The following is a 13,799-nucleotide window of genomic DNA, read 5'->3' as shown; positions in this document are numbered from 1 at the left end:
ATTCATGGATCGGATCGAACTAGAATTGTATCTGAACAATCTGCTTGAAATCGGGCGCTTCAAGGACTATTGCCCGAATGGTCTGCAGGTTGAAGGCTCACGTCGCGTGGGCAAACTGGCGACCGGCGTGACAGCGTCGCAGGCGTTCCTGGACGCGGCCATCGAGTGGGGCGCCGACGCCGTGCTCGTGCATCATGGCTACTTCTGGAAGAACGAAGCGCCGCAGGTCACGGGTCGCAAATACAGGCGGCTGAAGACGCTGCTGGACCATGACATCAACCTGTTCGCGTACCACCTGCCGCTCGATTCGCATCCCGAATTCGGCAACAACGCCCAGCTTGGTGCGCGTCTTGGCTTGATCGCGGACAACCGTTTCGGCGACCAGGATCTCGGCTGGATTGCGTCGTTGCCGGTGCCGTTGTCGCTCGAGCATTTCACCGCGACGGTCGAGAACGAATTAGGGCGCAAGCCGCTCGTATTCGGTAATCCGGATTGGGAACTGCGACGCGTGGCATGGTGCACAGGCGGCGCGCAAGGCTTCTTCGACGAAGCCATTGCCGCCGGCGCCGACGTCTACATAAGCGGCGAAGTTTCCGAGCAAACTATGCACATCGCGGCGGAAAGCGGTGTCGCTTACGTTGCGGCAGGGCATCATGCCACTGAACGATACGGCGTCCAGGCGCTCGGCGCCCATGTGGCTGAGCATTTCGATATCGAACACGTTTTTATCGATATCGATAATCCGGTGTGATTATCTTGCAGTGCAATAAATAATCGAATGGGTTAAATAACCCCTTCATTCCATACTCACGATAAGTGCGGGGAAACCCTTAAGAATGAAGGACTTCGAGCGTTTTTTGCTATTCAACTCTTGTAAATGACGACTCCATTCGCGCACACTAGCGTCGGTAGAACGACCTGACGGTATAAATCCAACTCAGAAGTGGGGCGTGTGATGCGAGACAACGAAGATCAACGCGTCGACGGCAGCCGCCGAACCTGGCTGATCACGACGACCGTAATGGGCGGAATTGGTGGCGTAGCGGCTTGCGTCCCGTTCGTCGGGTCGTTTGCACCGTCGGAAAAAGCCAAGGCAGCGGGCGCGCCGGTCGAAGTCGATATATCAGGTCTCAAGCCTGGCGACCTGATGACGGTTGCCTGGCGTGGCAAGCCTGTGTGGATTTTGAATCGTACCGACGAAATGCTCGCCGACGTGAAGAAGGCCGATCCCGAGCTCGCGGATCCGCAATCGAAGAAAGTATTCAGCATGCCGCTGCCGGAATACTGCAATAACGAATACCGTTCGCGCACCGATCATAAGAATCTGCTTGTTGCCGTGGCCGTGTGCACGCACCTCGGCTGCACCCCTACGCCGCGTTTCCAGGAAGGCGCCCAGCCTAATCTCCCTGACGACTGGCCCGGCGGTTTTCTCTGCCCGTGCCACGGTTCGACCTATGACCTGTCCGGCCGCGTCTTCAAGAACAAGCCCGCGCCGGACAACCTGGACATCCCGCCTTATATGTTCACTTCGGCGACGTCACTCGTGATTGGCAAGGACGAAAAGGGAGAAGCGTAATGGCGGCTACCGACAAGGAAGTGGAAACAACGGGGTTTCTGGGCTGGATCGACCGGCGGTTTCCGCTGACATCGACCTGGAAGGCGCACGTTTCCGAGTACTACGCACCGAAGAATTTCAACTTCTGGTACATCTTCGGCTCGCTTGCGCTGCTGGTGCTGGTGAACCAGATTGTCACCGGCATCTTCCTGACCATGAACTACAAGCCCGATGCGACGCTCGCGTTCGCATCGGTCGAATACATCATGCGGGAAGTGCCGTGGGGCTGGCTGATCCGCTACATGCACTCCACGGGCGCGTCGATGTTCTTCGTCGTCGTGTATCTGCACATGTTCCGCGGGCTGTTGTACGGCTCGTATCGCAAGCCGCGCGAACTCGTTTGGATCTTCGGCTGCGCGATTTTCCTGTGCCTGATGGCCGAGGCGTTCTTCGGCTACCTGCTGCCGTGGGGCCAGATGTCGTTCTGGGGCGCGCAGGTGATCGTGAACCTGTTCTCGGCGATTCCGTTCATCGGCCCGGATCTGTCGCTCTGGATTCGTGGCGATTACGTGGTGTCGGACGTGACGCTCAACCGCTTTTTTGCGTTCCACGTGGTCGCCATTCCGCTCGTGCTGATCGGACTGGTGGTCGCCCACCTGGTCGCGTTGCACGAAGTGGGGTCGAATAACCCGGATGGCATCGAGATCAAGGCGAAGAAGGACGAAAAGGGCATTCCGCTCGACGGCATCCCGTTCCATCCGTACTACTCCGTGCACGACTTCATGGGCGTGTGCGTGTTTCTGTTCATCTTCGCCGCGATCATTTTCTTCGCGCCGGAAATGGGCGGCTATTTCCTCGAAGCCAATAACTTCGTGCCGGCGAACTCGCTGCAGACGCCGAACGAGATCGCCCCAGTCTGGTATTTCACCGCCTTCTACGCGATGCTCCGCGCCACGACCGACCCGTTCAAGATTGTCCTGATGATCGTGGTTGCGTTGCTGGGCGTGCTGGCGTTGCTGCGAGCGCGCGGCAAATGGCGGATCGGTTTGCCGGTGCTGGCGTTGCTGATGGTCGTGTTCATGGCGTTCACCGAATCGAAATTCTGGGGCGTGGTGGTGATGGGCACGGCAGTGGTGTCGCTGTTCTTCCTGCCGTGGCTTGACCGAAGTCCCGTCAAATCCATTCGCTATCGGCCGTTTTTCCACAAAGTGTTCTATGGCGTCTTTGTGTTCGCGTTCCTGGTACTTGGCTATCTCGGCACGAAACCGCCGTCGCCGGCCAGCACATTGATAGCGCAGATCTGTGCATTGATTTATTTCGCGTTTTTCCTCGGCATGCCCTTCTGGACGACGCGCGGCCGCTTCAAACAGCCGCCCGACCGCGTGCGGTACAAGCCGCATTGACCCCAAAGGAGACACGACGATGAAAAAATGGTTTTCTACCCTCGCGGTGATTGGCGCGGCGCTGCTGTCGTTCGGCCTGATCCCGGCGCACGCGCAGGAAGTGCCGCTGGATGCCGCGCCCGATAGCTCCGAAAATTTTGCTTCGCTTCAACATGGCGCAAAATTGTTTGTAAACTATTGCCTGAATTGCCACAGCGCCAATTTGATGCGTTACAACCGGCTGACGGACATCGGCATCGATCCGAAGGAGATCGAGGATAATTTGCTTTTCACGACCGACAAGGTCGGCAATACGATGACGATCGCCATGCGTCCCGATGACGCAAAAACGTGGTTCGGGGCGGCGCCGCCGGATTTGTCGGTGGAGGCGAGGGCGCGCGGCAAGGACTGGATCTACACGTACTTGCGCAGTTTTTATCGCGACGATACCCGGCCAACCGGCTGGAACAATCTCGTGTATGAAAACGTCGCCATGCCCCATGTGCTGTGGGAGTTGCAGGGTATACGGACGGCGAAATTCGATACCGACGTCGACGAAAAAACCGGTGAAAAGGTCAAACATTTCGCGGGTTATACCCAAGTGACTCCGGGGACGATGTCGCCAGTAGATTATGATTCGGCTATGGCCGATCTGGTTTCGTACCTTTCGTGGATGGCGGAACCGGCCCAGCAGGAGCGAAAGCAGCTGGGTGTCTGGGTCCTGATGTTCTTGGGAGTTTTGAGCTTTCTGGCGTGGCGCCTCAACGCGGCATACTGGAAGCAAATTAAATAACACGCCGCGATCGGTGTGGGTCAGCGTGGACGAAGCGCCTCCTAGCAGGCGCTTTTCGCACGCTGGCCCTTATGTTTTTCTGAAGGGACTTTTAATCATGATGGTTTTGTACTCCGGCACTACCTGCCCGTTCTCCCAGCGCTGCCGGCTGGTGTTGTTCGAAAAGGGCATGGACTTCGAAATCCGCGACGTTGACCTGTTCAACAAGCCGGAAGACATCGCGGTGATGAATCCGTACGGCCAGGTTCCCATTTTGGTCGAACGCGACCTGATCCTGTATGAATCGAACATCATCAACGAGTACATCGACGAGCGGTTTCCGCATCCGCAACTCATGCCCGCCGATCCGGTGCAACGCGCTCGCGCTCGCCTGTTCCTGCTGAACTTCGAGAAAGAGCTGTTCGTGCACGTCGGCACGCTGGAAAACGAAAAGGGCAAGGCTGCGGAAAAGAATCACGAGAAGGCGCGCAACGCCATCCGCGATCGCCTGACGCAACTCGCCCCCATTTTCCTGAAGAACAAGTACATGCTCGGCGAAGAGTTTTCCATGCTCGACGTCGCCATCGCGCCGCTGCTGTGGCGCCTGGATCACTATGGCATCGAGCTGTCGAAGAACGCTGCGCCGTTGATGAAGTACGCCGAGCGAATTTTTAGCCGTCCGGCCTACATCGAAGCGCTGACGCCTTCGGAAAAGGTAATGCGTCGCTAATATTTTCGATTGGCGGGCGCGCCGGCTCGACCGGCGGCGCTCCCCATCGATAGAGGGCAAGTCGATGCAAGAAATATCCACCAAGCCTTATCTACTGCGCGCGCTCTACGAGTGGTGCACGGATAACGGCTTTACGCCGCATATCGCGGTGCGGGTCGACAACGGCACGCGCGTGCCGCGCCAGTTCGTGCGCAATGATGAGATCGTGCTGAACATCAGCTTCGAGGCTACGAGCCAGTTGCAGATGGGCAATGAGTGGATCGAGTTCAGTGCACGCTTTTCTGGCAAGTCGCACAAGATCGAAGTGCAGGTCACCAACGTGCTGGCTATCTATGCACGAGAGAATGGCCAGGGCATGGCCTTTCCCGTCGATCCCGCTGCGATCGGCGCGGCGCCCGACGTGTCGGGGGAGAACGGGCCGCGTTCGTCGGAGCTGGGTCCGGAGGAAAGTGGGGCTGAGCGGATCGAGCACCGTGAGACGACGGCGTCAGCACGCGACGCACGAGATGACAATGAGTCGCCTCCTGACGACGATGGATCGAAATCATCTGGTCGAGGCCACCTCAAGGTCGTCAAATGAAGTAAAATCGCTGACTTCGCCGGCTTAGCTCATCAGGTAGAGCAGTTGATTTGTAATCAGAAGGTGGCGGGTTCGAGTCCTGCAGCCGGCACCAGTTTAGCTTTTCATGAAGTACCAAGATGTATTGAACCCCGCGCCCGGTAACGGTCCGCGGGGTTTTTTGTTTTCGGCGGCATCAATCGCTCGATGCTGAATAGCGCGATGGGCGTGGTTCTTGGGGCCCTCGGCCGACATCTTTGCGTCGTCATTTGCTGCAAAGCAGGACCTGATCCGGAAGCCGGGCGAGTTTCCGAGATAGCGGCGGGAAGCAAATTTCCGAAACAGTGCGGCACGAAGTCGAGTAAATCACCACGGCCTTCGATGCGCTTGGTACTTGGTCGGCCGATGCCCGATGCCAAAGGGTGCGATAGCGACTCGCCCCCGATCGATTCCGCATATTCATCAGAAGGTCTTCTCAGCGGGCAATCACGCGTGTCTGGTCGTAGTTCTTCCTCATATTTCGCTGGATTCGCGCAGACTCTTCACGTGCCATTAATAATCTTTTCACAAACCCCTTGCGCAACGTCTGAGGGGGCACTAGAATTCGGCCTCTTCGCTTCTGGATGAGGCGAAGAGAAGCGGGAAGTAAGGGCGTTAGCTGTTCAATTTCGGTACCCGGAGAGCCAAGCAGGACGGTGCTTCGACGGAATTGGAAAGTCCAGGTGGTCGAGATGATGTTTGTCACGAAGCGGTAAAAAACCTGTTGACGGAAAGCGAAACGCACGACATAATCTCGTTTCTGTGCTGCAGGTGCAGCGACGCGAAAGCGGCAGGGTTCTGAGGGTTGGGACTGTGCGGTGTGTAGCGAATGTTCTTTAAAAACTAACAGCCGATAAGTGTGGGCGCTTGGTGCTTGGCTTTGAGCGTGGTGGTGTTTTCCGGGGTTTCTCGGGAGATGCTGCCGTGAAGCGAAAGTATCAAGTCTCACACTAGTATTAAGGTAGGTTTTGAGCGTCTTTCCGAAAGGGAAGATGGGAGGAACTTGTCAGTACGTTGAGTGAGCGACCTATTCGCAAGAATAGAAAACAGTAACAGGCATTGAACTGAAGAGTTTGATCCTGGCTCAGATTGAACGCTGGCGGCATGCCTTACACATGCAAGTCGAACGGCAGCACGGGGGTAACCCTGGTGGCGAGTGGCGAACGGGTGAGTAATACATCGGAACGTGTCCTGTAGTGGGGGATAGCCCGGCGAAAGCCGGATTAATACCGCATACGATCTACGGAAGAAAGCGGGGGATCGAAAGACCTCGCGCTATAGGGGCGGCCGATGGCAGATTAGCTAGTTGGTGGGGTAAAGGCCTACCAAGGCGACGATCTGTAGCTGGTCTGAGAGGACGACCAGCCACACTGGGACTGAGACACGGCCCAGACTCCTACGGGAGGCAGCAGTGGGGAATTTTGGACAATGGGGGAAACCCTGATCCAGCAATGCCGCGTGTGTGAAGAAGGCCTTCGGGTTGTAAAGCACTTTTGTCCGGAAAGAAAACTTCTGCCCTAATACGGCGGGAGGATGACGGTACCGGAAGAATAAGCACCGGCTAACTACGTGCCAGCAGCCGCGGTAATACGTAGGGTGCGAGCGTTAATCGGAATTACTGGGCGTAAAGCGTGCGCAGGCGGTTCGTTAAGACAGATGTGAAATCCCCGGGCTTAACCTGGGAACTGCATTTGTGACTGGCGAGCTAGAGTATGGCAGAGGGGGGTAGAATTCCACGTGTAGCAGTGAAATGCGTAGAGATGTGGAGGAATACCGATGGCGAAGGCAGCCCCCTGGGCCAATACTGACGCTCATGCACGAAAGCGTGGGGAGCAAACAGGATTAGATACCCTGGTAGTCCACGCCCTAAACGATGTCAACTAGTTGTTGGGTCTTCATTGACTTAGTAACGTAGCTAACGCGTGAAGTTGACCGCCTGGGGAGTACGGTCGCAAGATTAAAACTCAAAGGAATTGACGGGGACCCGCACAAGCGGTGGATGATGTGGATTAATTCGATGCAACGCGAAAAACCTTACCTACCCTTGACATGGTCGGAACCCTGCTGAAAGGTGGGGGTGCTCGAAAGAGAACCGATACACAGGTGCTGCATGGCTGTCGTCAGCTCGTGTCGTGAGATGTTGGGTTAAGTCCCGCAACGAGCGCAACCCTTGTCCTTAGTTGCTACGCAAGAGCACTCTAAGGAGACTGCCGGTGACAAACCGGAGGAAGGTGGGGATGACGTCAAGTCCTCATGGCCCTTATGGGTAGGGCTTCACACGTCATACAATGGTCGGAACAGAGGGCTGCCAACCCGTGAGGGGGAGCTAATCCCAGAAAACCGATCGTAGTCCGGATCGTAGTCTGCAACTCGACTACGTGAAGCTGGAATCGCTAGTAATCGCGGATCAGCATGCCGCGGTGAATACGTTCCCGGGTCTTGTACACACCGCCCGTCACACCATGGGAGTGGGTTTTACCAGAAGTGGCTAGTCTAACCGCAAGGAGGACGGTCACCACGGTAGGATTCATGACTGGGGTGAAGTCGTAACAAGGTAGCCGTATCGGAAGGTGCGGCTGGATCACCTCCTTTCTCGAGCTCAACGTTTTGAAGTGAAGTGCTAAAGCGCTCACGCTTATCGGCTGTAAGAAGACAGGCTAAGGGTCTGTAGCTCAGTTGGTTAGAGCACCGTCTTGATAAGGCGGGGGTCGTTGGTTCGAATCCAACCAGACCCACCATTTACGTTTGTAAATGCAGACCCTCAAGCATCAAGGTACTTGGGGGATTAGCTCAGCTGGGAGAGCACCTGCTTTGCAAGCAGGGGGTCGTCGGTTCGATCCCGTCATCCTCCACCAATCACCAACGCATAGCATTCTTTATAAAGAGAGTGATTACGCATTGGCGATTGAGCCAGTCAGTAAGCAACTTAAAGCATAGCGCTTTAAGTTGTGCTGTCGTTCTTTAACAATCTGGAAGAAGTAGTAAAGAGATTCACGAAAGCATACTTAGAGATGAGTGTGTGAGTAGGTGGATCAGGGTTGTGATTGTATCAATGTATGAAAAGGTGATCGAAAGATTGCTTTGGAATACGGCGCAACACGAATACTCAACCTATAGCGGGGTGAAGAAAAACACGGTCCGGGGCAACCTGGGTAGTGTTTGGAGAGACACACTCGTTATAGGGTCAAGCGAACAAGTGCATGTGGTGGATGCCTTGGCGATCACAGGCGATGAAGGACGCGGTAGCCTGCGAAAAGCGGGGGGGAGCTGGCAAACGAGCTTTGATCCCCCGATATCCGAATGGGGAAACCCGGCCCTTCTGGGTCATCCTAGACTGAATACATAGGTCTAGTGAAGCGAACGCGGTGAACTGAAACATCTAAGTAACCGCAGGAAAAGAAATCAACCGAGATTCCCAAAGTAGTGGCGAGCGAAATGGGATCAGCCTGTACTCTTTAGCACGACCGTTAGCCGAACACTCTGGAAAGTGTGACCATAGCAGGTGATAGTCCTGTAGGCGAAAGCGGATGTGTGGAACTAGGTGTACGACAAGTAGGGCGGGACACGTGAAATCCTGTCTGAAGATGGGGGGACCATCCTCCAAGGCTAAATACTCGTGATCGACCGATAGTGAACCAGTACCGTGAGGGAAAGGCGAAAAGAACCCCGGGAGGGGAGTGAAATAGATCCTGAAACCGCATGCATACAAACAGTCGGAGCCTTGAAAGGGGTGACGGCGTACCTTTTGTATAATGGGTCAGCGACTTACGTTCAGTAGCAAGGTTAACTGATTAAGGCAGCCGTAGCGAAAGCGAGTCCGAATAGGGCGTTCAGTTGCTGGGCGTAGACCCGAAACCAAGTGATCTATCCATGGCCAGGTTGAAGGTGCGGTAACACGTACTGGAGGACCGAACCCACTAATGTTGAAAAATTAGGGGATGAGCTGTGGATAGGGGTGAAAGGCTAAACAAACTTGGAAATAGCTGGTTCTCTCCGAAAACTATTTAGGTAGTGCCTCGTGTATCACCTTCGGGGGTAGAGCACTGTCATGGTTGTGGGGTCCATTGCGGATTACTACGCCATAGCAAACTCCGAATACCGAAGAGTGCAATCACGGGAGACAGACATCGGGTGCTAACGTCCGGTGTCAAGAGGGAAACAACCCAGACCGCCAGCTAAGGTCCCCAAATATTGCTAAGTGGGAAACGAAGTGGGAAGGCTAAAACAGTCAGGAAGTTGGCTTAGAAGCAGCCATCTTTTAAAGAAAGCGTAATAGCTCACTGATCGAGTCGTCCTGCGCGGAAGATGTAACGGGGCTAAGCAATATACCGAAGCTGCGGATGCGGGATTTATCCCGCATGGTAGGAGAGCGTTCCGTAAGCCTGTGAAGGTGCATTGAAAAGTGTGCTGGAGGTATCGGAAGTGCGAATGCTGACATGAGTAGCGATAAAGGGGGTGAAAAGCCCCCTCGCCGTAAGCCCAAGGTTTCCTACGCAACGTTCATCGGCGTAGGGTGAGTCGGCCCCTAAGGCGAGGCAGAAATGCGTAGCTGATGGGAAGCAGGTTAATATTCCTGCACCATTGTTAAATGCGATGGGGGGACGGATCGCGGAAGGTTGTCCGGGTGTTGGAAGTCCCGGTCCTTGCATTGGAGAAGGCGCTTAGGCAAATCCGGGCGCGGAATTCAAGGGTGTGAGGCGAGCCGCTTAGGTGGCGAAGCAATCGGAAGTGGTTCCAAGAAAAGCCTCTAAGCTTCAGTTTAACAAGACCGTACCGCAAACCGACACAGGTGGGCGAGATGAGTATTCTAAGGCGCTTGAGAGAACTCGGGAGAAGGAACTCGGCAAATTGGTACCGTAACTTCGGGATAAGGTACGCCCCTGTAGCTTGACTGGCCTGCGCCAGGAGGGTGAAGGGGTTGCAATAAACTGGTGGCTGCGACTGTTTAATAAAAACACAGCACTCTGCAAACACGAAAGTGGACGTATAGGGTGTGACGCCTGCCCGGTGCCGGAAGATTAAATGATGGGGTGCAAGCTCTTGATTGAAGTCCCGGTAAACGGCGGCCGTAACTATAACGGTCCTAAGGTAGCGAAATTCCTTGTCGGGTAAGTTCCGACCTGCACGAATGGCGTAACGATGGCCACACTGTCTCCTCCCGAGACTCAGCGAAGTTGAAGTGTTTGTGATGATGCAATCTCCCCGCGGCTAGACGGAAAGACCCCATGAACCTTTACTGTAGCTTTGCATTGGACTTTGAACCGATCTGTGTAGGATAGGTGGGAGGCTATGAAACCGGAACGCTAGTTTCGGTGGAGCCGTCCTTGAAATACCACCCTGGTTTGTTTGAGGTTCTAACCTTGGTCCGTGATCCGGATCGGGGACAGTGCATGGTAGGCAGTTTGACTGGGGCGGTCTCCTCCCAAAGTGTAACGGAGGAGTACGAAGGTACGCTAGGTACGGTCGGAAATCGTGCTGATAGTGCAATGGCATAAGCGTGCTTAACTGCGAGACCGACAAGTCGAGCAGGTGCGAAAGCAGGTCATAGTGATCCGGTGGTTCTGTATGGAAGGGCCATCGCTCAACGGATAAAAGGTACTCTGGGGATAACAGGCTGATACCGCCCAAGAGTTCATATCGACGGCGGTGTTTGGCACCTCGATGTCGGCTCATCTCATCCTGGGGCTGTAGCCGGTCCCAAGGGTATGGCTGTTCGCCATTTAAAGAGGTACGTGAGCTGGGTTTAAAACGTCGTGAGACAGTTTGGTCCCTATCTGCCGTGGGCGTTGGATATTTGAAGGGGGCTGCTCCTAGTACGAGAGGACCGGAGTGGACGAACCTCTGGTGTACCGGTTGTCACGCCAGTGGCATCGCCGGGTAGCTATGTTCGGAAGAGATAACCGCTGAAAGCATCTAAGCGGGAAACTCGCCTTGAGATGAGATATCCCTGGAGCTTTAAGCTCCTTGAAGGGTCGTTCTAGACCAGGACGTTGATAGGTCAGGTGTGGAAGTGCAGTAATGCATTAAGCTAACTGATACTAATTGCCCGTAAGGCTTGATCCTATAACAAGTGTGTCTCCGATGGCCCAGTGCCAGACGAACGCGCAAGGTTGAGATCAGTGTTGTGCCTAGTAACAAACACAATCCAGTAACAACGAGGCGCTCTGCAAGAGTGAACTCGACTACTTCTTCCCCAGATTGGTTGTAGCGCCTAACCCGCGATACAACACCCCTTTATGCCTGATGACCATAGCGAGTCGGTACCACCCCTTCCCATCCCGAACAGGACCGTGAAACGACTCCACGCCAATGATAGTGCGGATTCCCGTGTGAAAGTAGGTAATCGTCAGGCTCCTCATCTGTTGCTCGTAACCTGTGCAGCTAAACAAAAACCCCACCCCACAAAGGTGGGGTTTTTGCGTTTCGGAACGCCGCTTCATACAACTCGCATCCCAACACCACAACACATCGGCTTACGCGTTCTTCAACACGCTAAAATAGCGCTTTAGCCAGATGTCTTCACGGCTTTTGCAAAACAGGTCTCCATGCTACGTCTAAGCGAAATCAAGCTGCCGCTTGAGCATTCGGAAAGCGAACTCGAGTCGGCAATTCGCTCACGTCTCGCGCTTATTCATGTCCCCGCCGATGGTCTGATCCGCTATACGGTATTCCGTCGCGCGCACGATGCGCGCAAGCGCTCAGACATCAAACTCACGTACATCGTCGATGTCGACGTGAAGGACGAAGCCGCCGCACTTCGTTACCTGAACGATCAGCCGCATTGCACCGTAACGCCAGACATGGCGTACAAATTCGTCGCGAAGGCACCGGTGTCGATGACATCGCCGAGGCCTGTAGTGATCGGCATGGGGCCGTGCGGTTTGTTCGCCGGATTGATTCTCGCGCAGATGGGCTTTCGTCCCATCATCCTGGAACGCGGCAAGGCTGTTCGCGAACGGACCAAGGACACTTGGGGCTTGTGGCGGAAAAACGTGCTGAACCCCGAGTCGAACGTGCAGTTTGGCGAAGGCGGTGCCGGGACGTTTTCGGACGGCAAGCTCTACAGCCAGATCAAAGACCCGAAGCACTACGGGCGTAAGGTGCTCGAAGAGTTCGTGCTTGCCGGCGCGCCCGAAGACATTCTCTATCTGAGCCGCCCGCATATCGGTACGTTCCGACTGGTGGGGATGGTCGAGAAAATGCGCGCGACAATTCATCAACTCGGTGGTGAGGTGCGCTTCGAATCGCGTGTCGAAGATATTGAGATCGATGGCGGCAAGGTGCGAAGTCTCACGCTTTCGAACGGCGAAACGCTGCGCTGCGACCACGTCGTGTTGTCGGTGGGACATAGCGCACGAGACACGTTCGAGATGCTGCACGATCGCGGCGTCTACATGGAGGCAAAACCGTTTTCGCTCGGGTTCCGGATCGAGCATCCGCAAGGGTTGATTGATCGGAGCCGGTTCGGCAAATTTGCCGGCCATAAGCTACTAGGCGCAGCCGACTACAAAGTCGTCCATCATTGCAGCAACGGTCGGGCGGTCTATAGTTTTTGCATGTGTCCGGGTGGAACGGTGGTAGCGGCAGCATCGGAACCGGGACGTGTCGTCACGAACGGGATGAGCCAATATTCGCGCAATGAGCGTAATGCAAATGCAGGCATTGTCGTCGGAATTACGCCGGACGATTTCCCGGGCGGTCCGCTAGCAGGGATCGCGTTTCAAAGGCAGTGGGAGGAGCGCGCGTTCGAGCTTGGCGGCGGTGATTACTGTGCGCCGGCGCAGTTGGTCGGCGACTTTATTGCGAGACGGCCGTCTACCGAGCAGGGGTCCGTCGAACCGTCGTACAAACCCGGCGTTCGTATGACTGACCTGACCACCGCATTGCCCGAGTACGTGGTTGAGGCGATTCGTGAAGCATTGCCGCAGATCGACAAGAAGATTCCCGGCTTCGCCATGCACGATGCGGTGCTGACGGGCGTCGAAACGCGCACGTCGTCACCAATACGAGTTCGCCGAAAGGACGATTATCAAAGCGTGAATGTCGATGGTCTTTATCCGGCGGGCGAAGGTGCGGGATATGCCGGTGGTATTTATTCGGCCGCGATCGATGGGATAGAAGTGGCCGAGGCGCTGGCATTGAAAATGATGGCGGGTTAAGGCGCTGTGCTGCGTGGGCCTGATGATCGAATGCTGCCCATGACGACGTATTTATTCGCCAGTGCCCGACGGGTTACCCGCGGCTGAGGCACGGTCGCCGGACGATGGCGGATCTACTTCTCGCGATGCCTCGGCGCGGGATTGCAAATGATCGCGCGAGCTAGATTTTATTTCGCCACAGTCGATGCGCAGTTGATTTTCGCAAGCGTTCCTTCGTGCTGGCTCCGCTATCGAGGCAGGCGGTTTGTTGATACAGATCGCCTTTGGAATCGCCGCTGTCCGTCGCGCGTCGATGCCCGTTGTCGATGTCTCACGGGTGAGTGCGAGCCGTGATGCCACATATCGACGCCCAGTCGACTTTGGCCAGCGTTCCTTCGCGCTACCTCAGCTATCCAGGCAGGCGGTTCGTTGGCGCAGATCGCCCTTGCCGTCGCCGCTGTCCGTCGCGCGTCGATGTCCCACGGGTGAGCGCGAGCCACGACGCTGCATTTCACCGTCGCAATTGATGCGCAGTCGATTTCGACCGGTTGCTCCAGACAACTTGTCATTTCCCGCAGCGTACGAATATGGCCGGCGTATATCGCGCAAGAATGCCTTAGCCGC

Annotated in this window: 7 protein-coding genes, 3 tRNA genes and 3 rRNA genes; all 13 read left to right on the top strand. The window is 55.5% G+C overall.

The features are described 5' to 3' along the window. Positions 1–4 precede the first annotated feature (4 nt). On the top strand, positions 5–751 hold the full coding sequence (locus tag ACSQ8V_RS16350; RefSeq protein WP_436182825.1) for a Nif3-like dinuclear metal center hexameric protein: 747 nt from the start codon (positions 5–7) through the stop codon (positions 749–751). Positions 752–955: 204 nt separating this feature from the next. Next, entirely contained in the window at positions 956–1,576 is a 621-nt protein-coding gene (gene petA / locus ACSQ8V_RS16345) for a ubiquinol-cytochrome c reductase iron-sulfur subunit (RefSeq protein ID WP_436182824.1), read from the top strand. Further along, complete coding sequence (locus ACSQ8V_RS16340; RefSeq protein WP_213767168.1) at positions 1,576–2,958, top strand: cytochrome b; 1,383 nt, start codon at positions 1,576–1,578, stop codon at positions 2,956–2,958. Before petA ends, ACSQ8V_RS16340 begins: the two co-directional genes overlap by 1 nt. A 19-nt stretch (positions 2,959–2,977) precedes the next feature. Further along, complete coding sequence (locus tag ACSQ8V_RS16335) at positions 2,978–3,730, top strand: cytochrome c1 (RefSeq protein WP_436206363.1); 753 nt, start codon at positions 2,978–2,980, stop codon at positions 3,728–3,730. A 97-nt stretch (positions 3,731–3,827) separates the two neighbouring features. Then, positions 3,828–4,439: a glutathione S-transferase N-terminal domain-containing protein gene (locus tag ACSQ8V_RS16330; protein WP_031362199.1), complete on the top strand. Its 612-nt coding sequence runs from the start codon at positions 3,828–3,830 to the stop codon at positions 4,437–4,439. Positions 4,440–4,503: 64 nt separating this feature from the next. Then, entirely contained in the window at positions 4,504–5,019 is a 516-nt protein-coding gene (locus tag ACSQ8V_RS16325; RefSeq protein ID WP_436182822.1) for a ClpXP protease specificity-enhancing factor, read from the top strand. An 18-nt stretch (positions 5,020–5,037) separates the two neighbouring features. Beyond that, positions 5,038–5,113: transfer RNA gene (locus ACSQ8V_RS16320), tRNA-Thr, on the top strand. Between the two features lie 985 nt (positions 5,114–6,098). After that, positions 6,099–7,629: ribosomal RNA gene (locus ACSQ8V_RS16315) — 16S ribosomal RNA — on the top strand. Between the two features lie 69 nt (positions 7,630–7,698). Continuing rightward, a tRNA-Ile gene (locus ACSQ8V_RS16310) sits at positions 7,699–7,775 on the top strand. Positions 7,776–7,816: 41 nt separating this feature from the next. Beyond that, positions 7,817–7,892: transfer RNA gene (locus ACSQ8V_RS16305), tRNA-Ala, on the top strand. Positions 7,893–8,219: 327 nt separating this feature from the next. Further along, positions 8,220–11,100, top strand: a 23S ribosomal RNA gene (locus ACSQ8V_RS16300). Positions 11,101–11,276: 176 nt separating this feature from the next. Then, a 5S ribosomal RNA gene (gene rrf, locus ACSQ8V_RS16295) occupies positions 11,277–11,389 on the top strand. Together the 16S, 23S and 5S rRNA genes with 2 tRNA genes alongside form the textbook arrangement of a ribosomal RNA operon. A gap of 193 nt (positions 11,390–11,582) precedes the next feature. Then, on the top strand, positions 11,583–13,196 hold the full coding sequence (locus tag ACSQ8V_RS16290) for an NAD(P)/FAD-dependent oxidoreductase (RefSeq protein ID WP_436206362.1): 1,614 nt from the start codon (positions 11,583–11,585) through the stop codon (positions 13,194–13,196). Positions 13,197–13,799: the final 603 nt, after the last annotated feature.

Origin of the sequence: Caballeronia sp. LjRoot31 (genome assembly GCF_964253885.1) — a bacterium.
Taxonomy (GTDB): Bacteria; Pseudomonadota; Gammaproteobacteria; order Burkholderiales; family Burkholderiaceae; genus Caballeronia.
The sequence above is the reverse complement of the archived record's forward strand: the minus strand, read 5'-3'. Positions and strand labels throughout refer to the sequence as shown.

Bases quoted from the DNA above. Each gene is read 5' to 3' on its own strand.
- ACSQ8V_RS16335 (WP_436206363.1), top strand. From the start codon at position 2,978: ATGAAAAAATGGTTTTCTACCCTCGCGGTGATTGGCGCGGCGCTGCTG.
- ACSQ8V_RS16350 (WP_436182825.1), top strand. From the start codon at position 5: ATGGATCGGATCGAACTAGAATTGTATCTGAACAATCTGCTTGAAATC.
- ACSQ8V_RS16325 (WP_436182822.1), top strand. From the start codon at position 4,504: ATGCAAGAAATATCCACCAAGCCTTATCTACTGCGCGCGCTCTACGAG.
- petA (WP_436182824.1), top strand. From the start codon at position 956: ATGCGAGACAACGAAGATCAACGCGTCGACGGCAGCCGCCGAACCTGG.
- ACSQ8V_RS16290 (WP_436206362.1), top strand. From the start codon at position 11,583: ATGCTACGTCTAAGCGAAATCAAGCTGCCGCTTGAGCATTCGGAAAGC.
- ACSQ8V_RS16340 (WP_213767168.1), top strand. From the start codon at position 1,576: ATGGCGGCTACCGACAAGGAAGTGGAAACAACGGGGTTTCTGGGCTGG.
- ACSQ8V_RS16330 (WP_031362199.1), top strand. From the start codon at position 3,828: ATGATGGTTTTGTACTCCGGCACTACCTGCCCGTTCTCCCAGCGCTGC.